General features: G+C 65.2%; 19 protein-coding genes. 11 read left to right on the top strand and 8 right to left on the bottom strand.

The window, feature by feature from the left end:
* Positions 1-563, bottom strand: a 563-nt coding sequence (locus WN73_RS23005; RefSeq protein ID WP_271554983.1) for a flagellar biosynthetic protein FliO, incomplete at its 3' end; no start/stop codon positions are given.
* Between the two features lie 351 nt (positions 564-914).
* On the opposite strand from WN73_RS23005, the gene flgB reads away from it, so the two are divergent.
* From flgB to atzF, 9 genes are all read left to right on the top strand, one after another.
* Positions 915-1,319 carry a flagellar basal body rod protein FlgB gene (gene flgB, locus WN73_RS23010; RefSeq protein ID WP_271554984.1) on the top strand — a complete coding sequence of 135 codons (405 nt, stop codon included), beginning with the start codon at positions 915-917 and terminating at the stop codon, positions 1,317-1,319.
* Between the two features lie 39 nt (positions 1,320-1,358).
* Positions 1,359-1,784: a flagellar basal body rod protein FlgC gene (gene flgC / locus WN73_RS23015; protein WP_007602149.1), complete on the top strand. Its 426-nt coding sequence runs from the start codon at positions 1,359-1,361 to the stop codon at positions 1,782-1,784.
* A gap of 16 nt (positions 1,785-1,800) precedes the next feature.
* Positions 1,801-2,109: a flagellar hook-basal body complex protein FliE gene (fliE, locus tag WN73_RS23020; protein ID WP_011088556.1), complete on the top strand. Its 309-nt coding sequence runs from the start codon at positions 1,801-1,803 to the stop codon at positions 2,107-2,109.
* A 117-nt stretch (positions 2,110-2,226) separates the two neighbouring features.
* Positions 2,227-2,490 (top strand): flagellar biosynthesis protein FliQ, encoded by a 264-nt coding sequence (gene fliQ / locus WN73_RS23025; protein ID WP_011088555.1) that lies wholly within the window; start codon positions 2,227-2,229, stop codon positions 2,488-2,490.
* A 17-nt stretch (positions 2,491-2,507) separates the two neighbouring features.
* Positions 2,508-3,278, top strand: coding sequence for a flagellar biosynthetic protein FliR (gene fliR / locus WN73_RS23030; protein ID WP_011088554.1), 771 nt, complete (start codon positions 2,508-2,510; stop codon positions 3,276-3,278).
* A gap of 7 nt (positions 3,279-3,285) precedes the next feature.
* Positions 3,286-4,365 (top strand): flagellar biosynthesis protein FlhB, encoded by a 1,080-nt coding sequence (gene flhB, locus WN73_RS23035; protein ID WP_028173299.1) that lies wholly within the window; start codon positions 3,286-3,288, stop codon positions 4,363-4,365.
* 154 nt (positions 4,366-4,519) lie between these two features.
* Complete coding sequence (gene cckA / locus WN73_RS23040; RefSeq protein ID WP_161534335.1) at positions 4,520-7,105, top strand: cell cycle histidine kinase CckA; 2,586 nt, start codon at positions 4,520-4,522, stop codon at positions 7,103-7,105.
* 471 nt (positions 7,106-7,576) lie between these two features.
* Positions 7,577-8,578, top strand: a complete 1,002-nt coding sequence (locus WN73_RS23045) for a Tim44 domain-containing protein (RefSeq protein ID WP_060908198.1) — start codon at positions 7,577-7,579, stop codon at positions 8,576-8,578.
* A 169-nt stretch (positions 8,579-8,747) separates the two neighbouring features.
* On the top strand, positions 8,748-10,133 hold the full coding sequence (atzF, locus tag WN73_RS23050) for an allophanate hydrolase (protein ID WP_110116571.1): 1,386 nt from the start codon (positions 8,748-8,750) through the stop codon (positions 10,131-10,133).
* Between the two features lie 10 nt (positions 10,134-10,143).
* Here the strand turns inward: atzF and WN73_RS23055 are convergent, their stop codons facing one another.
* The 4 genes from WN73_RS23055 to WN73_RS23070 form a co-directional block, all read right to left on the bottom strand.
* Positions 10,144-10,869 (bottom strand): Crp/Fnr family transcriptional regulator, encoded by a 726-nt coding sequence (locus WN73_RS23055; RefSeq protein WP_060908196.1) that lies wholly within the window; start codon positions 10,867-10,869, stop codon positions 10,144-10,146.
* A gap of 90 nt (positions 10,870-10,959) precedes the next feature.
* On the bottom strand, positions 10,960-11,799 hold the full coding sequence (locus WN73_RS23060; protein ID WP_060912610.1) for an ABC transporter ATP-binding protein: 840 nt from the start codon (positions 11,797-11,799) through the stop codon (positions 10,960-10,962).
* Between the two features lie 20 nt (positions 11,800-11,819).
* Complete coding sequence (locus WN73_RS23065) at positions 11,820-12,476, bottom strand: ABC transporter permease (protein ID WP_271554995.1); 657 nt, start codon at positions 12,474-12,476, stop codon at positions 11,820-11,822.
* 182 nt (positions 12,477-12,658) lie between these two features.
* Entirely contained in the window at positions 12,659-13,660 is a 1,002-nt protein-coding gene (locus tag WN73_RS23070) for an NrtA/SsuA/CpmA family ABC transporter substrate-binding protein (RefSeq protein ID WP_162603634.1), read from the bottom strand.
* A gap of 316 nt (positions 13,661-13,976) precedes the next feature.
* On the opposite strand from WN73_RS23070, the gene WN73_RS23075 reads away from it, so the two are divergent.
* Positions 13,977-14,651, top strand: coding sequence for a hypothetical protein (locus WN73_RS23075; RefSeq protein WP_028173306.1), 675 nt, complete (start codon positions 13,977-13,979; stop codon positions 14,649-14,651).
* Positions 14,652-14,729: 78 nt separating this feature from the next.
* The gene (locus tag WN73_RS23080; RefSeq protein ID WP_271554998.1) at positions 14,730-15,437 is read left to right on the top strand and encodes a glutathione S-transferase; all 708 of its coding nucleotides are present in this window, start codon (positions 14,730-14,732) and stop codon (positions 15,435-15,437) included.
* A 312-nt stretch (positions 15,438-15,749) separates the two neighbouring features.
* On the opposite strand, the gene WN73_RS23085 is transcribed toward WN73_RS23080, so the two are convergent.
* From WN73_RS23085 to WN73_RS23095, 3 genes are all read right to left on the bottom strand, one after another.
* Positions 15,750-16,424 carry a methyltransferase family protein gene (locus WN73_RS23085; RefSeq protein WP_011088543.1) on the bottom strand — a complete coding sequence of 225 codons (675 nt, stop codon included), beginning with the start codon at positions 16,422-16,424 and terminating at the stop codon, positions 15,750-15,752.
* Between the two features lie 116 nt (positions 16,425-16,540).
* The gene (locus tag WN73_RS23090) at positions 16,541-16,714 is read right to left on the bottom strand and encodes a hypothetical protein (RefSeq protein WP_165448166.1); all 174 of its coding nucleotides are present in this window, start codon (positions 16,712-16,714) and stop codon (positions 16,541-16,543) included.
* A gap of 291 nt (positions 16,715-17,005) precedes the next feature.
* Positions 17,006-17,485, bottom strand: coding sequence for a hypothetical protein (locus tag WN73_RS23095; protein ID WP_182872088.1), 480 nt, complete (start codon positions 17,483-17,485; stop codon positions 17,006-17,008).
* Positions 17,486-17,561 lie beyond the last annotated feature (76 nt).

A 17,561-nucleotide genomic window follows, 5' to 3' on the forward strand; every position in this document is an offset into this window, starting at 1 on the left:
GGCAGCGGCTCAGGCCGCGGCTCGCGCTCGGGACGCGGCGCGATCGGCTCGGGCGGAAAGCCCGCCAGCGGCGGCTCGCTGCGGCGTTCGGCCAGTGCGGGCGCGGGCCGGCGGACTTCGTCGGCGAAGGACGGGCGCGCGGGCCGCGGCGGCGGCTCGGGCATTTGCGGCTCGGGATGATCGAGCATCTCGGGCCGCGGCACTTCGTCGGCCCAGCTGCCGGCATCGGGCATCGGGGCAAGGCGCGGCGGTTCGGCGGCGTTGGGACGCTGCGGAAGCTGGTCGCGGCCGGGCGCGGCGCGCACGATGTTGGGCTCGACGACGATGTCGGTCGGGCCGCCGATCATCAGGAGGTGTTCGACATTGTCGCGCCGGACCAGCACCAGGCGGCGCCGGCCGTCGACGGCGGCAGCATCGATCACGGCGAGCCGGGGCATCCGGCCGCGCTGGGTGTTGGCGCCGAGCCGGCTGCTGGCGAATCGGCGAACCAGCCATGCAGCGACGCCGATCAACGCCAGAACGACGATGAACGCGACGATGAAGGTGATAGGGCTGCCTTGCATACTTGTCCCCGAGAAATGGCGCTCTTCTCGTGCCAATGGTCAGACGCGCCAACCACCGGCCTACGATGCCCCAAACTGCGATCTCTTAACGTCCCACGGCAAGTTTTGCCGTCCCCAACTCTTAATAACCTATGAATCGCCCGATCCAAAACGACTTCTTGGCCTGTGCATGCGCCGCCAAGCGGTTGGGTTAATGCCACTTTTGGAGGCGTAGAATCACGGGGGAACGAATCCGTGTCCCGGCCCGGGACATGCATCTGTGACATCCTTAACCACCTGTTAACCATACAGGCGGCAAATTCTGCCTAGCTTCGGACCCTGGGTCCGGAAGAGGCGGAAGGAGCCGCGACGATGTCCATCAACGACCTCCCGGTGCTGTCGGCGCTTCGCACCAAGATGCAGTGGCATCAGGAACGCCAGCGCGTCCTGTCCGAGAACGTCTCCAATTCCGACACGCCCAAATTCCGGCCGCGCGACCTGGTCGAGCCGAAGCTCGACAAGGCTGGCGCGGTCACGGGGGCGATGGGCCCGCTGGCAATGACCGTCACCAGCGCGTCTCACATGACGCCATCGGGCGCGGCCTCGGGTTTCGACCAGAACAGGAATGCCGGCTTCGAGACCCGCCCTGCGGGCAACGCCGTCAATCTCGAAGAGGAGATGATGAAGGCCGCCAGCAACCAGATGGACTACGCGGCGGCGACCTCGCTCTATTCGAAAAGCCTGCGTCTGCTCAAGACCGCGATCGGCAAGGGCTAGAGCATGATCCCGGAACAGAAGAGCTAGAGGAGGCGCATCATGGCCAATGACAGCAGCGACTTTGCCCGCTCGATGGCGATCGCGACCTCCGGCCTGCGCGCGCAGGCCGGGCGCATGCGGGTGATCTCGGAGAACATCGCGAACGCGGATTCGACGTCGCAGACGGCCGGCGGCGATCCCTACCGGCGCAAGGTGCCGACCTTCTCCTCCGCGCTCGACCGCACGCTCGACGCGCAGGTCGTCACCCTCGGCAGGATCAAGCCGGACCAGTCGAACTTCCGCACTAAATACGAACCGAACAATCCGGCCGCCGATGCGACCGGCAACGTCAAATATCCCAACGTGAACTCGGTGGTCGAGATGACCGACATGCGCGACGCGCAGCGGTCCTATGAGGCCAATCTCAACATCATCAGTGCGACGCGCCGGATGATCCAGCGCACGCTCGACATCCTCAAGAGCTGAACAGGACATTTGAGCCATGGCATCACCGACAATCGCCGCCAACGCCTATGCCAACCTTGCCCGCGTGCTGGAGAACAGCGGCGCCGGCAAGGGCAGCGAAGCAAGCGGGCAGTCCTTCGCCTCGCTCCTGAAGGACGCCGTCGGCAGCGTCATGGAGTCCGGGCGCAAATCCGACGCGCAGACCGTGGCGATGGCCGCCGGCAAGGCCAACGTGATGGACGTGGTGACGGCGGTCGCTGACACCGACGTTGCCGTCTCCACGCTGGTCTCGGTCCGCGACCGCGTGATCTCGGCGTATGAAGACATCATGAAGATGCCGATCTGATTTTTGGCGCGTCACTCCGGGGCGGTGCGAAGCACCGAACCCGGAATCCCGAGATTCCGGGTTCTCGCTTCGCGAGCCCCGGAATGACGACAAACAATTCAAAGTGAGAAATCGAAAATGACCGGACCCGAGACCCTCGACGTCGCGCGCGATGCGATCTGGACAATCGTGATCGTGTCGTCGCCCCTGATGGTGGTCGGCCTCGTGGTCGGCGTGATCGTGTCGCTGTTCCAGGCGCTGACGCAGATCCAGGAGCAGACGCTGATCTACGTGCCGAAGATTCTGGCCATCTTCGCCACAATGCTGTTGGCGCTGCCGTTCATGGCCGACTCGCTCCACGCCCACATGCTGCGGATATCGTCGCGAATCATCGGCGGCTGAGGCAAGATGCGTAGATTATGCGCATCGACGTCTCGCTGCTGCCGGCGCTTGCGGCGGCCTTCATGCTCGTCTTCGCCCGGGTCGGCGCGATGGTGATGCTGTTGCCGGGCCTGGGCGAGACCAACATCCCGACGCGGGTGAAGCTGTCGATCGCGCTCCTGCTCACGCTGATCATCCTGCCGCTGCATCGCAGCGCCTATCACGTCGACATGGGCTCGCTGGCGCCGCTTCTGGTGCTGATGTTGCATGAGATCGCGATCGGCATCGTGCTGGGGGCAACCGCGCGCGTGACGCTGTCGGCGCTCCAGGTTGCGGGTTCCGTGATCGCGCAGCAGATGGGGCTCGGCTTCGTCACCTCGGTCGATCCGACGCAGGGACAGCAGGGCGTGCTGGTCGGCAACTTCCTGACCATGCTCGGGGTGACGCTGCTGTTCGCCACCGACAGCCATCACCTGGTGATCGCGGCGCTGAACGACAGCTATGCGATCTTCTCGCCGGGCGAGACCGTGTCTAGCGGCGATGTCGCCTCGCTTGCAACGCGCGCCTTCGCCGCCGCGTTCCGCCTCGGCCTGCAGCTCTCCGGACCGTTCCTGGTGTTCGGCCTCGTCTTCAACATTGGGCTCGGGGTGTTGGCGCGGCTGATGCCGCAGATGCAGGTCTATTTCGTCGGCGTGCCGCTGTCGATCTTCGCCGGCTTCCTGGTGCTGGCCGTGGTGCTCACCGCGATGATGGGCACCTTTCTGGACTATTTCATCGGTGTCATGCACCAGATGATGCCGCTCAAGTAGGTGATCGATGGCGGAAGACAACGATCCAGAGAGCCAAACAGAAGACCCGACGCAAAAACGCCTCGACGAGGCGCTCGAACGCGGCGACGTCGCCAAGAGCCAGGAGATCAACACCTGGTTCATGATCGCTGGCGGCACGCTCGTGGTCTCGACCTTCTCGGGCTCGGTGGGCAGCGGGCTGGTGACGCCGATGCGCAACCTGCTCGCCAATTCCTGGATGATCAAGACCGACGGCCGGGCCCTGCTTGCGCTGCTGCAGCAGATCGAATTCGCGGTGCTTGCGGCGATCGGCGTGCCCCTGCTGATGCTGGTGCTGGCGGCCGTCGCCGGCAACATGCTCCAGCACCGCTTGGTCTGGTCGGCCGAATCCCTCAAGCCCAAATTCAGCAAGCTCTCGCCCGCGGCCGGTTTCAAGCGCATCTTCGGCAAGCAGGCGGCCGCGAACTTCCTGAAAGGCCTCGGCAAGCTGATCGTGCTCGGCGTGGTCATGGGCACGATCCTGTGGCCGGAGCGGCATCGCATGGAGGCGATGGTCAGGCTCGATCCGGCCGCCATGCTCGGCGCCACCACCAGCTTGACCATTCACCTGCTCGGCGCGGTGGTCGCGGCGCTCGCGATCATCGCCATAGGCGACTACTTCTTCCAGTACCGAAGCTGGTTCCAGCGGCAGAAGATGTCGCTCCAGGAGATCAAGGAAGAGTTCAAGCAGTCCGAAGGCGACCCGCACATCAAGGGCAAGATCAGGCAGCTGCGGCAGCAGCGCGCCAAGAAGCGCATGATGGCGGCGGTTCCCAAGGCCTCCGTGATCATCACCAACCCGACCCACTATTCGGTGGCGCTGTCCTACGAGCGCGGCATGCAGGCACCGATCTGCGTCGCCAAGGGCGTCGACAATCTCGCCTTCAAGATCAGGGAGATCGCGCGCGAGCACGACATCCCCATCGTCGAGAACGTGCCGCTGGCCCGTGCGCTCTACGCCACCGTCGAGATCGACCAGGAAATCCCGACCGAGCACTACCATGCGGTCGCCGAGGTCATCGGCTACGTCATGCGGCTGAAGCGCGGATTCGGCGCCGGGCGGGGATAAAATACCCGAAAAGTACCGGAAATGGCCGTAATCTGGGAATCAGCGTACCTTTCGCCCTTGCTGCCCTTGCGCCTGCGGGTCCGATTCAGGCAGGGAGGACCCCACGCGCGCCGCAGCGCGTTGATTCTCTGCCGACAGGCTGCGCCAGCTCGAGATGACTGCTGAGACCGACCACGACCTCACACGCGAGCCCGTTGCGGCGCACGAGCCTTCGCCGCGCTCGGGCAGCATTGCGCTGGTGCTGCTGGTGGCCGCCGGCCTGGTCGCGGTCGCCGTCGGGCTGATGACGCTCGGCCGTGCGCAGGCGCAGCCCTATATCCTCGGTATCCTCGCCGTGCTGGCGATGGTCGGCCTGTTCAACCTGTTCGCCTTCGCTGCCGGCATCATCCGCTTCGCCGACCGCAGTCTCGACGATCCAGTCGTGGGTCGTATCGCCGATCATGGCTTCGACGGGCTGGCCGTGACCGATCCGCGCGGCCATGTGGTCTATTCCAACGCGGCCTATCTGACGCTGACCGGTGCCACGGGCCCGCAGGACGTGCGCCCCGTCGAGCGCGTCTTCATCGGCAATCCCGACGTCTCCGAAGCCGTGTTCCGTCTGCTGAAGGCCGCCCGGGAAGGCAAGCGGCAGCAGGAAGAGGTGCGCATCTCCGGCCATGACGGCAGCCAGGGCCGCTGGCTGCGCATGCGGGTGCGCCCGCTCGGCACCGGAAAGCGCGAGGCGAAATACGCGGTGTGGTCGATCGCCGACATCACCCGCGACCGCGAGCGCCAGGAGGACGTGTTCCAGGAGCTCCAGCATGCGATCGAATATCTCGATCACGCGCCTTGCGGCTTCTTCTCGGTCAATCCGGCCGGCGAGCTCGCTTACGTCAACGCGACGCTGGCGAACTGGCTCGATTACGACCTCGCCGAGATCGGCTCGGGCGGGCTGAAGCTCTCCGACATCGTCTCCGGCGATGGCGCTTCGCTGCTCAGCTCGATCGTGGCGGTGCCGGGCGAGGTGAAGACCGAGGTCTTCGATATCGACCTGCGCATGCGCACCGGCAAGACCATGCCGGTGCGGCTCTATCACAAGCTCGCCTTCGGGGCCGACGGCGCGCCGGGGCCGTCGCGCACGCTCGTGATCAGCCGCGCCCGCGACGAGCGCAGCGATCCGGACCGCGCCGCCGAAGTGCGTTTCATGCGCTTCTTCGACCACACGCCGATGGCGATCGCCACCGTCGACCGCGGCGGCAACGTCGTGCGCGCGAACGCGCGCTACGCCAAGCTCGCGCAGGGCCTCGGCCTCGACAGCGCCAGCAAGTCGATCTTCCGCGCCATCAATTCACGTGACCGCCACCTGGTGATCACGGCCATCAACCAGGCCGCCGAAGGCAAGGCCGACATCGCGCCGGTCGAGGTGGCGCTGGAAGGAACCAAGGAGCGCTGGGGCCAGTTCTTCGTCACGCCGGTCGACGCTGCCGAGAACGACGCTGAAGCCGCCATCGTGCACATGCTCGAGACCACCGAGCGGCGCGCGCTGGAGAACCAGATCAACCAGTCGCAGAAGATGGAGACGGTCGGCCAGCTCGCCGGCGGCATCGCCCACGACTTCAACAACGTGCTGTCCGCCATCATGATGGCGAACGACTTCCTGCTGAACGCGCACAAGCCGACCGATCCGTCGTTCCAGGACATCATGCAGATCAAGCAGAACGCGACGCGCGCCGCGACACTGGTGCGGCAGTTGCTCGCGTTCTCGCGGCGGCAGACGCTGCGCCCGCAGGTGCTGGATCTCGGCGATGCGCTTTCCGACCTCACCATGCTGCTGCGCCGGCTGATCGGCGAGAAGGTCAAGCTCGATCTGATCCACGGCCGCGACCTCTGGCCGGTGAAGGTCGACGTCTCCCAGTTCGAGCAGGTGATCGTCAATCTCGCGGTGAACGCCCGCGACGCCATGCCCGACGGCGGCAAGCTGATCATCCGCACCGCCAACGTCGCCACCGAGGATGCGGGCAAGCTCGCCTACAAGGGCATGCCGGCGGCGGACTATGTGCGGATCGAGGTCGCCGACACCGGCACCGGCATCCCCGCCGACATCCGCGACAAGATCTTCGAGCCGTTCTTCTCGACCAAGGAAGTCGGCAAGGGCACCGGCCTCGGCCTCTCCACCGTCTACGGCATCGTCAAGCAGACCGGCGGCTTCATCTATGTCGACTCCGAGCCGGGGCAGGGTACCTCGTTCCACATCTTCCTGCCGCGCCACCATGCCGAGCCGGAAGTGCAGGTCGAGCAGCCCGCGGCAGTGGTCAGCACGGCCAATGGCGCCGCGAAGGAAGCCGTTCCCGCCACGGCCGAAGCGAAGCCGCGCACCGATCTGACCGGACAAGGCACGATCCTTCTCGTCGAGGATGAAGAAGGCCTGCGCGCCCTCAACGCACGCGGCCTGCGCTCGCGCGGCTACACCGTGGTCGAGGCCGAGAACGGCGTCGAGGCCATGGAGATGCTGGAGGAGCAGAGCGGTGCGATCGATCTCGTCGTCTCCGACGTGGTGATGCCGGAGATGGACGGCCCGACGCTGCTGAAGGCGATGCGCGAGAAGAACCCTGATATCAAGTTCATCTTCGTCTCCGGCTACGCCGAGGACGCGTTCGAGAAGAGCTTGCCCGAGGGCCAGCAGTTCGACTTCCTGCCAAAGCCGTTCACGCTCAGCCAGCTCGTGGCGGCGGTGAAGGAGACGATGACGAAGCAGGGGTGAGCGTTGCGCGTGGGATGCACACACCGCGCGGCAATCTCCGCCGTCGTCCTGGCGAACGTCAGGACCCATACCGCGTGATCCATCGATTGCGCGCGGGGCCAATCCGGAACGACCAGTCTTCGCCAAACCGCTTCTTGGGATAATGGGTCCTGGCGTTCGCCAGGACGACATCGAGGAGACCGCGCGCAATTGTCCCAACACCGTCATTGCGAACGTGGCGAAGCAATCCAGACTGTCTCCGCGGAACCAGACTGGATTGCCTTGTCGCAAGGGCTCAATGACGAGGAAAAAGCGGAATTTTAGCCCTAAAGGCCGCCGGTAACGGGCGACCATGGCCCTTCGCGCGCGGCCCGGCCAAACCCCCGCCAAATATGGGCTTTTGCCACATCCCCGCGACTGAGGGCCGCAGCTACAAGTTCCGAAACCGGCTTCACTTTTCGCTCCGGCTGCCCATCTTAGGGGCACGTCCCCATGCCGGGGATTTGGGAAACGAACATGAATTTCTCGCAACGCTCCCGCAGTCTCTTCAAGACGATCGCCGTCGTGCTGGCGCTTGCGCTGCCGACAGCGCTGGCGATCTCGTCCGCCGACGCGCGCGTCGGTGGCGGCATGTCGTCGGGTTCGCGCGGCTCGCGGACCTATTCGGCGCCGCCGTCAACCACGACCGCGCCGGGCTCGACCTCGCAGTTCAACCGCACCTACACCCAGCCGGGCGCAGGCATGAATTCGGCCGCGACCGCGCCCGCGCGCGGCGGCCTGTTCGGCCGCGGCGGCGGTTTCCTGGGCGGCCTTGCGGCCGGCTTCCTCGGCGCAGGCCTCTTGGGCATGCTGTTCGGCGGCGGCCTGTTCGGCGGCCTCGGCGGCCTGTCGTCGATCCTGGGCCTGATCATCCAGATCGTGCTCGTGGTGTTGGTGGTGCGGCTGGCGATGTCGTGGTGGCAGCGCCGCCACACGCCGCAGGCGGCCTATGCCAACGCTGATGCAGGTAGCGGTCCGGGACCGCAGACGAGCTATCGCAGCGGCCTCGGTGGCGGTCTCGGCGGCTTCGGTTTCGGCGCCAACAACGCGCCGCTCGAGATCAAGCCGGTCGACTATGAGGCGTTCGAGCGCCTGCTCGGCGATGTCCAGACCGCATGGTCGAACGAGGACGTGGCCAAGCTGCACACGCTCGCGACGCCGGAAATGGTCTCCTATTTCGAGCAGGACCTCGGCCAGAACCGCGCGCGCAACGTCGTCAACAAGGTCACGAACGTGAAGCTGTTGCAGGGCGACCTCGCGGAAGCCTGGCGCGAGGGCGAGACCGACTACGCCACGGTGGCGCTGCGCTTCGCGCTCACCGACAAGACGCTTGACCGCAACACCGGCGCTGTGGTTGCCGGCAGCGAGCAGCCGGGTGAGGTCACCGAAGTCTGGACCTTCGCCCGACGCCCGGGCGGCACCTGGGAATTGTCGGCGATCCAGCAGACCAACTGATCGCGAGCGAATTGAACAATCAGGGCGTCGTGCTTCGGCACGGCGCCTTTTTCTTTGAGCCGCATTTATCCTCGATCCGGCCGACCATTTGGGCGAAGCACTTAATTGCTTGTTGCCCGCGCGCTGCTCCCGCAATTTCGCGCCCGCCGGTCAGCGAAGGAGATATTCGGTGAGTCAGTCTGTCGCGCGCTCCAGGACAAATCACGAAACCATCGCCAGGAATTCGTCATCGGCGCTGGAGGCGATCGAAACGGCGTACGACCGGATCGAGGCCGAGCGCGAGCGCAATTGCTGGATCTATCTCCGCCCGCGGGAGGAGGCGCTGGAAGAATGCCGCAAGCTGGTGGCGCGCGCGCGGACGGGCGAAAATCTTCCGCTGCTCGGCATTCCCTTCGGTGTGAAGGACAATATCGACGTCGAGGGAATGCCGACCACCGCCGCATGCCCGGCGTTCAGCTACACGCCCTGGCATTCCGCGCACAGCGTCGAACGCCTCACCGCGGCCGGCGCAATTTGTCTCGGAAAGACCAATCTCGACCAGTTCGCCACAGGCCTGTCCGGCGCGCGTTCGCCCTATGGCCCCTGCGCGTCGGTTGCCGACGCGCGCTATGTTTCGGGCGGCTCCAGTTCCGGGTCCGCGGTCGCCGTGGCGGCCGGGCACGTCGCGTTCGCGCTCGGCACCGATACCGGCGGATCCGGCCGCATACCTGCCGGCTTCAACAACATCGTCGGAATCAAGCCGACCGTTGGGCTGGTGTCATCACGCGGGCTGGTGCCGAATTGCCCGACGATCGATTGCGTCTCGGTGTTCTGCAATACCGTCAGCGACGGCGAGGCGATCATCGAAATTATCGAGGGGTTCGATTTCGAAGATCCCTACAGCCGCGTGCCCAGGGCCTTTTCCTTCGCCACAGGGACGGTGCCATCGTTCCGGTTCGGCCGCATCGCGTCCGCCGATCTCGAATGCTTCGGCATGCCGGAATGCGGCGAGCTCTATGAGCGCGCCTGCGAGCGTTTCACGCAGATCGGAGGAACGGCGATCGAGGTGGACTTCGCCCCGTTCCGCCAGGCCGGGGAGTTGATGTTCAGCGGGCCCTGGGTCGCGGAGCGGCACTCGGCCATCGCTTCGCTGATGGACATCGATTCCGGCTCCCTGCTTGACGTCACGAGGACCGTGCTGGGCTCAGCCGCCGGCTATTCAGCGATCGACACGTTTGGTGCCATTCACCGGTTGCACCGACTTCGCCGCGACGCCGAGGCGATCTTTGCGGGTATCGATGCGCTGGTGGTCCCGACCGCACCGCGGCCGTTCACGCTGGAGGAGATGGATCGCGATCCGATCACGCTCAACAATCGCCTCGGCTACTACTCGTACTTCGCCAATCTGCTCGATCTCTGCGGCGTGGCGGTTCCGAACGCGACATTGCCGAACGGCATGCCCATGGGCGTGACCCTGCTGGCGCCGGCCTGGCATGATCGCGCGCTGATCGGACTGGCGCGGCGGTTCGAGGCCAGTGCAGGCCGAGCGGCTTTCGAATTGAAGTCTGGCGGCTGAAGGGCGGATATTATTCCATCCCTTGCCCGAGCGTCGAAAGAGCCAGGATCGAAATCACGGATCTGTCGTACCTGATCACGCCTTCCTCCTGGAGCCGCGCGAGTTGTACTGTTACCCATTGGCGGGTGGAGCCGATGAGATTGGCGAGATCGCCGTGGGTAAACGGCATCCCGACGACGATCTCGCCGCCGCGCTTCACGCCGTAGACGTGCGACAGGAAGATCAACAGGCTGTGCAGCCGCTCGGTCACCGAGCGCGTCCCGAGCATCTGGGCCATCGCCGAATAGCATCGCGCCTTGAATGCCAGGGCATCCAGCAAGGCGACGGCGATCGTCGGCGATTCGAGCGCAAGCCGCCGCAGCGCCGGTCCGGGCATGAACGTCAACCGGCTGCGTTCGGCCGCAACCGATGTCCACATGTGCGGGCCCGTTCCGAATATATCGGGGCCGCCGACGAAGTTGCCGGGAAACCAGTAGGCGAGCGTGACCTCGCGCCCCGACGGCGCCGCATAGTAGCTGCGGATGCGTCCCTCGCTGATCAGGTAGATCCCGGCCTGTGTGTCGCCCTGAGACCAAACGAGTTGGCCGGCTTCCAGGGCCTTCTCGCGTCCGATCGCGCGCAGCCGATTGCAATCGGCCCGGCTGAGACCGTCCAGCAAGCCGGGCAGCGGCCTGACGAGATTGTCCGACTCGGCCAGCATCACGCCTGCCGCTATCGCGCTATTCGCCCTGTGCATCGCCGGCTCCACTGTGAGACCCGGCATCGATTATTCAAGAACCATGCCAGCGCGCTGCCGGCTGCTGCTCGATTTCCGAGTTCTGGGCGATCAGCTCGCGTCCGACTGATTGAACGCCCGCAGCCCTTCTGCGCGGATGACGTCGAGACAATCCTTCTTGAGGGAAAGATAGGTTGGCTCGACCATGACGGCACTCGACCGCGGGCGCGGCAGCTTGACCGCGACTTCGCGCAGGATGCGGCCGGGTCCCGCGCTCATGATGAGAACGCGGTCGGCCAGCACGATGGCTTCATCGATGTCATGGGTGACGAACACGATCGTCGCCTTGATCCGGTCGCGCAGCTCCAGCAGATTGTCTTGCATCACCGCCCGGGTCTGGGCGTCGAGGGCTCCGAAGGGCTCGTCCATCAGCAACACGCGGGGCTGATTGGCCAACGCTCGCGCGATCGCCACGCGCTGTTGCATGCCGCCGGACAGCGTGTTCGGATAGGCGTCGGCGAAACGCTTGAGACCGATCATCGCGATCAGATCGTCGGCGATGGCATTCGCTTCCGTCCTGGACTTCCCAAGCATCCTGGGGCCGTGGGCGATGTTCCTGCGGACAGACTTCCAGGGGAAAAGATGCGGCTGCTGGAACACCATGCCGACATCGGGGCGCGGGCTGTAGACACGCGAGCCCTCGACCAGGATGTCGCCTTCAAACGGCACTTCCAGTCCGGCGATCGTATTGAGCACCGTCGACTTGCCGCAGCCGGAGGGCCCGACGATGCAAACGAACTCGCCAGGCGCCACGTCAAAGGAAACGCGATCCACCGCGATGGTCTGACCGCGATTGGTGTCAAAAACGATGCTCAGGTTTGAGACTTGAATGGCCGGTTGTTTCCGTGCCGATTCGACGGAGGCGGGCGAGCTTGCCAGAGCCAGTTTCATGATCGATCGAGGTCCCGACATCAGCGCCACCAGACGGTACGTTCTGCAAGCGCCGAAAACAGCCGGTCGGCCATGAACGAAATCAACCCGAGCGCTGCGAGCCCGCCCATGACCTGGCCCGTTTGCAAATTCTGCTGCGCAATCTCGATCCTGTAGACAATGCCGGCGAAAGCGCCGGCAAGTTCGGCCGCGACAAGCGTGTAGAAGGAGATGCTGACGGCGGTGCGCAATCCGACCACGATGTAGGGAAGCGCGCCCAGCAGCACGATCTCCTGGAGCATCTGCCGCCGTGGCGTGCCGAGCATCAACGCCGCCCGAATCAGGCCGCGATCGACCTTCTGCACGCCGATGTGGGTCGAAAGCCAAACCGTGAAGAACACGCCCCATACGACGAGGAACAGTTTTCCCGCCTCCGACAGGCCGAACCAGAGGATGACGATCGGCACGAAGGCAATCGGCGGAATTGGCCGGAGGATATGGAATAGCGGGGACAGCAAGCTCGAGATGACAGGGAATTGGCCGGTGAGGATGCCGAGCAGGATGCCGAGCGCGCCGCCCACGATGAACCCCGTGGTGACGCGAAAGAGGCTGGCCAGCAGATCGCCAAGGAACTGTCCGCTTCGTATCCACTCGAGGACCGCCGCAGCAACCACCGTCGGCGGCGGAAACAGCACCATGTTGACGGCCCCGGAACGAGAGACCAGTTCCCAAAGGCCGACGAACAAGGGAAGCGAAAGCGCCCCGATCAGAATGTTGAGGCGGCGAAGACGGGCTGAATCCGGCCGCCGACCGCGACCGTCGGTCCGGAGAGCAATCTCCTGTCGTGCTGAAGTGCCGTCCTGCATGGCTGTGCGGGTGCCTATTTCCACGAGAGGGTGACGCGTGCGGGGTCGACCTTCTTCAGTGGCTCGGCGACGACGACCTTGCTGAAGTCGGGCATCGCCGCTCCCGGAGGATGGTTGCCGCTCTCGAGGCGCCATGCGGAGTGAGTCTTGAGAATCTCGATCAGCCGATCGTCGAGACGCACCCGGTAGACATAGTCGGCCCAGATGGGAGCGAGGTCGTCCCGCTTCATGCCGACCGCGTCCGCCACCACCGTGATCGCTTCGTCCTGATGTGCCTTCATCCAGACCTCGGCATCGATCAGTGCGGCGATGAACTTCTCGACCACCGCAGGGTTGGCATCCAGATAGGTCCTCATGACGACGATGTTGAACGTCTCGGAGTAGGTGCCCGTTGTATCGAGCTCAGCGACGGCTTCGCCCAGGGCCTTCTTCGCGTTGGCGATGTGGGGTTCCCAAGTGTCGATCGCGTCGATGCTTCCGGCTGCCAGTGCCGGCAGCATTTCCTGCGGCCGCAGGTTGACGAGGGTGACATCCTTGGGCGTCAATCCCGCCGACTTCAGCAACGTCGCCGTGTAGACCTCGCTGCCTGTGCCGGCCGTGAATCCGATTCGCTTGCCGCGAAGCTCTGCCTTGGTCTTGACGCCGGCCTTGGCCGCGACGACCGTCTTGAGGTCGGAATATTCCATGCCGGCGACGAAGGCGATGGGTTGGTTTGCCATCGCCGAAGCGGTGACCGGCGCCTCCGCCGTCGTCGCGATGTCGGCGCCGCCCCCGATCACGGTGTCCAGGCACTGCTTGCCGGACGTGAAGTTCGAGACCGTGATGTCCAGTCCGTTCTTTTCGAAAATCCCCTTCGATTTGGCGACGATCGCAAGGCCGGAGATCGGTCCGAGGTTCTGCGCCAGCCGGGCTTTGAGCAATTCCGCGGCCGAGGCGCAGCCCGGACCGATGGCAACGCAGCAAAGCGCGGCATAGCCGGCAATTGCCGCAATTGGGCGGACGGTGTTCCAGTGCATGACGATCTCCCCTCGCGCCGCGCCCGGCGGCAGCCCCGATATGATCGCGGATGCCGCCCTGAACGGCTCCGCAACGGACTCCCGCGTCCTCCCCTGGGCGATCGCTTGAGGATCGGCCCGTGCTGGCATGCTCACCCGGCGCTACGGTCCCGGGAAGCAATTAATCGACACGGCCTTCGGGGGCGGCCGGTCCCGCGCCTCCGCTCGAGGTGACGCGCGGTGGGCGGCCGGAATAATGTCCGTCGTGACGGGTTCGTGTCAGAGGGTCAAAGACGGGCCAGCCAAGAGCAATCGCAGGACCAAACGGGAGGATAGGATGAACTTTATTGCCAGGGTCATCGTACCAGCAGGCGCTGCGCTCGCGGTCTTCGCAAGTCCATCGGTGCTGGCGCAGTCAGCCGATATGACCTTCTTCGTGACCTCGAGCGGGCCGGGCAAGGGTGCCGATCTCGGCGGCCTGGAAGGGGCCGATGCGCACTGCCAGAAGCTCGCTCAGGCCGTCGGCGCCGGCGCCAAAACCTGGCGCGCCTATCTCTCGACCCAGGCCGCCGACGGCAAGCCGGCCGTCAACGCGCGCGACCGCATCGGCAAGGGGCCGTGGCAGAATGCGAAGGGCGCGGTCATCGCCAAGGATGTTGCCGAGCTTCATGGCCCCGCCAACAACCTGACCAAGCAGACGGCGCTCAGCGAGAAGGGGGAGGTCTCCAACGGAGTCGGCGATACGCCGAACCGCCACGACATTCTCACGGGGACGCAACCCGACGGCACTGCATTTGCCGCCGGCGACGACAAGACCTGCAAGAACTGGTCGTCCAGCACGCAAGGTACTGCGGTCGTCGGCCATGCCGACCGGCGGGGCCTGCGTGACGACGAGCCGTCGAAATCGTGGAACAGCTCGCACCCCTCGCGCGGTCCCGATGGCGGCTGCTCGCAGGCCGATTTGAAGAGCACGGGTGGCGACGGGCTGCTGTATTGCTTCGCGGCGAATTGAGGCGCGGAACACCGTCCACCGTCATCGAGTTCGTGGTTGCGTGCTACACTTGCCGCAACGCAATCACGGACTGTTTCCATGAAATACGAGCTCTACTACTGGCCCGAGATCCAGGGCCGCGGCGAATATGTGCGGCTGGCGCTGGAGGAGGCGGGTGCGGCCTACGTCGACGTTGCGCGCGGCGCGCGCGGAACGGCCGCGATGATGAAGATGATGGACGCGCATGAGGGCACGCCGCCCTTCGCGCCGCCATTCCTCAAAGCCGGCAAGCTCGTCATCGGCCAGACCGCCAACATCCTGCTCTATCTCGGCGCCCGCCATGCCCTCGCGCCGAAGACGGAAGCAGGCAAACTCTGGGTGCACCAGCTCCAGCTCACCATCACCGACCTCGTGCTGGAGGTTCACGACACCCATCATCCACTTGGGCCCTCGCTCTATTACGAGGACGCGCGGCCCGCGGCGAAGAAGCGCACGGCCGAGTTCTGGAGCGAGCGCGTGCCGAAATATCTCGGCTATTTCGAACAGCTGCTCGCCGGCAATGGCGGCACTTACGTCACCGGCCGCCGGCTGACCTATGTCGACCTCTCGCTGTTCCAGATCGTCGCCGGGCTGCGCTATGCCTTCCCCAGGCGCATGAAGGCGTTCGAGGCAGACATACCGGGCCTCGTCGGCCTGCACGACCGCGTCGCCGCGCGACCGAACATCAAGGCCTACCTTGCGGGCGAGCGTCGCATTGCCTTCAACGAGCAGGGCATCTTCCGGCGCTACAAGGAGCTCGATAGTTAGCCGGTCCGGAGGGAGGCTGGCGGCAGCCCCCGTTCCGGACCGGCCGGTTCGGGCGCGATCAATCGCCCGAACGCGTCGTGGCTCCCGAGCATCCGTGAACGCTCCGGACCAGATCGATCGTTTGAATCATGAGGGGCGGGAGCGAGGTCATGCTCGTCAGGGCAGGGGGGCTTGCAGAACATCGTCGCGTCTCCCGTTCACGTGGGTGCGGGCTCCCTCTAGCGGGCTTCGGTTGCGGCGACGTCAGTCGATCGGAGGAGGGCAGGCGCTTTCCTAGGAGTTTCGACTCTTGCACGGGACAATGATGCGCGCTCACCACACGCCGGGCAGCAGACGGTAGCGCACCCGCATCGCATAGTCGGCATAGCCCGGCAGGCCCTCGCGCAGCGTGCGCTCCTCGATGCGGATTCGGACTGCTAGCAGCGCGAGGAAGAGCGGCTCCATCGCAAGACCCCACCACGAGCCCAGCAGCAGCGGGACGCCGGCGAAGAACAGGATCATGCCGCTGTACATGGGATGGCGCACATGCGCGTAGGGCCCCGTCGAGATCACGTGCTGCGCGCGTTCGGCTTGCAGCTTCACCACCGGCGCGGCGAACGAGTTTTCGCGGAACACCCACATCGTGAACAGCGTCGAGGCGAGGAACAGCACGAGGCCGAGGACCTGCAAAGCGAGCGGCATGCCGGAGGCAAGCTGGCGCCGGTCGAGGCCCATCGCGACCAGCCAGGCCAGTATCGCGAGCACGAACACGGCGATGAACGCCTTGTCGGCGGGCGGCTGGTCTTTCTGGATGACCGGACGGAGACGCTCGGCGAGCAGCGCCGGATCAAGCCGGTAGAGCCACCAGCCGCAGAGCGGGCCGAGTAGCGCGGAGGCGATCAGCATCACCCAGGCGCCGGGCCACTGCAGCGTGCCGGCGGACGCGAACAGCAGCGCGCCCGTCGCGACGACGAAGACCGTGTTCTGCAACAAGAGCCGTGCGATCATGCGCAGGTCCCGGGGCAATCCCGCGCCATATTGACCCGGCTATCCGGCAAAGATGCGGCCGGACACGCGAAAAGCCCGATCGACCGGATCGGGCGCTTCAACTTCAGCAGGCCGGATCAGGCGAGCTGATCGATCCGCGTGCCCTGACCCGGCGGCAGCGGCACGGGCGGCTGCGGCTTGTAGGTCGGGTCGGTGTCCTTGGTCTTGGCCTGATCGTCCTGCTGCTTGGTCGTGTCGTAGCTCGGGACCACGATCGCGATCGGCGGCGGCGCAACGGTAGAAACGCTCATCCACAAATCCTCACACATGGAAACAATTGAGTCTGTCCTGCGAGGAGCGAAATTTCCCTCAAGCCAATCGTTAAAATGCGAGGGATCTGGTGCGGTGGGAGGCGTCTTCGCGCCTGTCATTGTGCAATTTCAACGGGCGCCAGCTCTCTCATCCGTCATTGCGAGCGCAGCGAAGCAATCCAGTCTGTCTCCGCGGAGGGACTCGCAATGACGGAGTATGCAGCGGGCGACGTTACGACACACGCGAGTCGCGCCTGCGGAAAGCGCGAGGCCTGCGGCAGACGCGCCGGCCTACTCGTCCTTCGGACGCGTGATCGCGATCGAGGCTTCCGTCTTGGTGCGCGAGCAATCCATGTTGAGGCGCTTGAAGCGCATCGACACCTTGTCGCCGCGGAGCAGGCCCATGCGCTTCAGGCAGCGCGTTGCGCCTTTCGCGGTGTCGTCCTTCGGCACCGTGAAGATGATCGCGGCCGCGGACGCGACGAGGTCATAGAACTGCGGCGTCGGCTTGCGATCGCCCTTGGCATAGAGCTCGTTGGAATAGTTTTGCCCCTGCGCGCGGCAGCCGAGCGAGAGCTCCTTCGCCGCCGGGTGGGTGAGGTAGATGATGTTGGCGGCCTTGAAGTTGACCTTCAGCCTGTCGATGCCGCTCGCAAGCTGCTTTGCGATGTCATCGCACTGGTCCGCGCGGGCAGGCGAGGCGAGGGTCACAAGGCCGGTGATGGCGGCGGCGACCAGGATCGCGCCGCGGAAGTTCGGTTCGAAAATCATGATGAAAAGCCCCTTAGGGCGCGCATTCAACCTTCGTCGCGCGCCGAGCGCAAGGGGTGGACGCAAGGCCTGCCGG

Source organism: Bradyrhizobium sp. CCBAU 45394 (genome assembly GCF_028128655.1).
GTDB lineage: Bacteria > Pseudomonadota > Alphaproteobacteria > Rhizobiales > Xanthobacteraceae > Bradyrhizobium > Bradyrhizobium diazoefficiens.

Coding starts and splice junctions, on each gene's coding strand:
- flgB (WP_271554984.1), top strand. CDS start 915: ATGTCCATCAACGACCTCCCGGTGCTGTCGGCGCTTCGCACCAAGATG.
- flgC (WP_007602149.1), top strand. CDS start 1,359: ATGGCCAATGACAGCAGCGACTTTGCCCGCTCGATGGCGATCGCGACC.
- fliE (WP_011088556.1), top strand. CDS start 1,801: ATGGCATCACCGACAATCGCCGCCAACGCCTATGCCAACCTTGCCCGC.
- fliQ (WP_011088555.1), top strand. CDS start 2,227: ATGACCGGACCCGAGACCCTCGACGTCGCGCGCGATGCGATCTGGACA.
- fliR (WP_011088554.1), top strand. CDS start 2,508: ATGCGCATCGACGTCTCGCTGCTGCCGGCGCTTGCGGCGGCCTTCATG.
- flhB (WP_028173299.1), top strand. CDS start 3,286: ATGGCGGAAGACAACGATCCAGAGAGCCAAACAGAAGACCCGACGCAA.
- cckA (WP_161534335.1), top strand. CDS start 4,520: ATGACTGCTGAGACCGACCACGACCTCACACGCGAGCCCGTTGCGGCG.
- WN73_RS23045 (WP_060908198.1), top strand. CDS start 7,577: ATGCCGGGGATTTGGGAAACGAACATGAATTTCTCGCAACGCTCCCGC.
- WN73_RS23055 (WP_060908196.1), bottom strand. CDS start 10,869: ATGCACAGGGCGAATAGCGCGATAGCGGCAGGCGTGATGCTGGCCGAG.
- WN73_RS23060 (WP_060912610.1), bottom strand. CDS start 11,799: ATGAAACTGGCTCTGGCAAGCTCGCCCGCCTCCGTCGAATCGGCACGG.
- WN73_RS23065 (WP_271554995.1), bottom strand. CDS start 12,476: ATGGTGCTGTTTCCGCCGCCGACGGTGGTTGCTGCGGCGGTCCTCGAG.
- WN73_RS23070 (WP_162603634.1), bottom strand. CDS start 13,660: ATGCACTGGAACACCGTCCGCCCAATTGCGGCAATTGCCGGCTATGCC.
- WN73_RS23075 (WP_028173306.1), top strand. CDS start 13,977: ATGAACTTTATTGCCAGGGTCATCGTACCAGCAGGCGCTGCGCTCGCG.
- WN73_RS23080 (WP_271554998.1), top strand. CDS start 14,730: ATGAAATACGAGCTCTACTACTGGCCCGAGATCCAGGGCCGCGGCGAA.
- WN73_RS23085 (WP_011088543.1), bottom strand. CDS start 16,424: ATGATCGCACGGCTCTTGTTGCAGAACACGGTCTTCGTCGTCGCGACG.
- WN73_RS23090 (WP_165448166.1), bottom strand. CDS start 16,714: ATGAGCGTTTCTACCGTTGCGCCGCCGCCGATCGCGATCGTGGTCCCG.
- WN73_RS23095 (WP_182872088.1), bottom strand. CDS start 17,485: ATGATTTTCGAACCGAACTTCCGCGGCGCGATCCTGGTCGCCGCCGCC.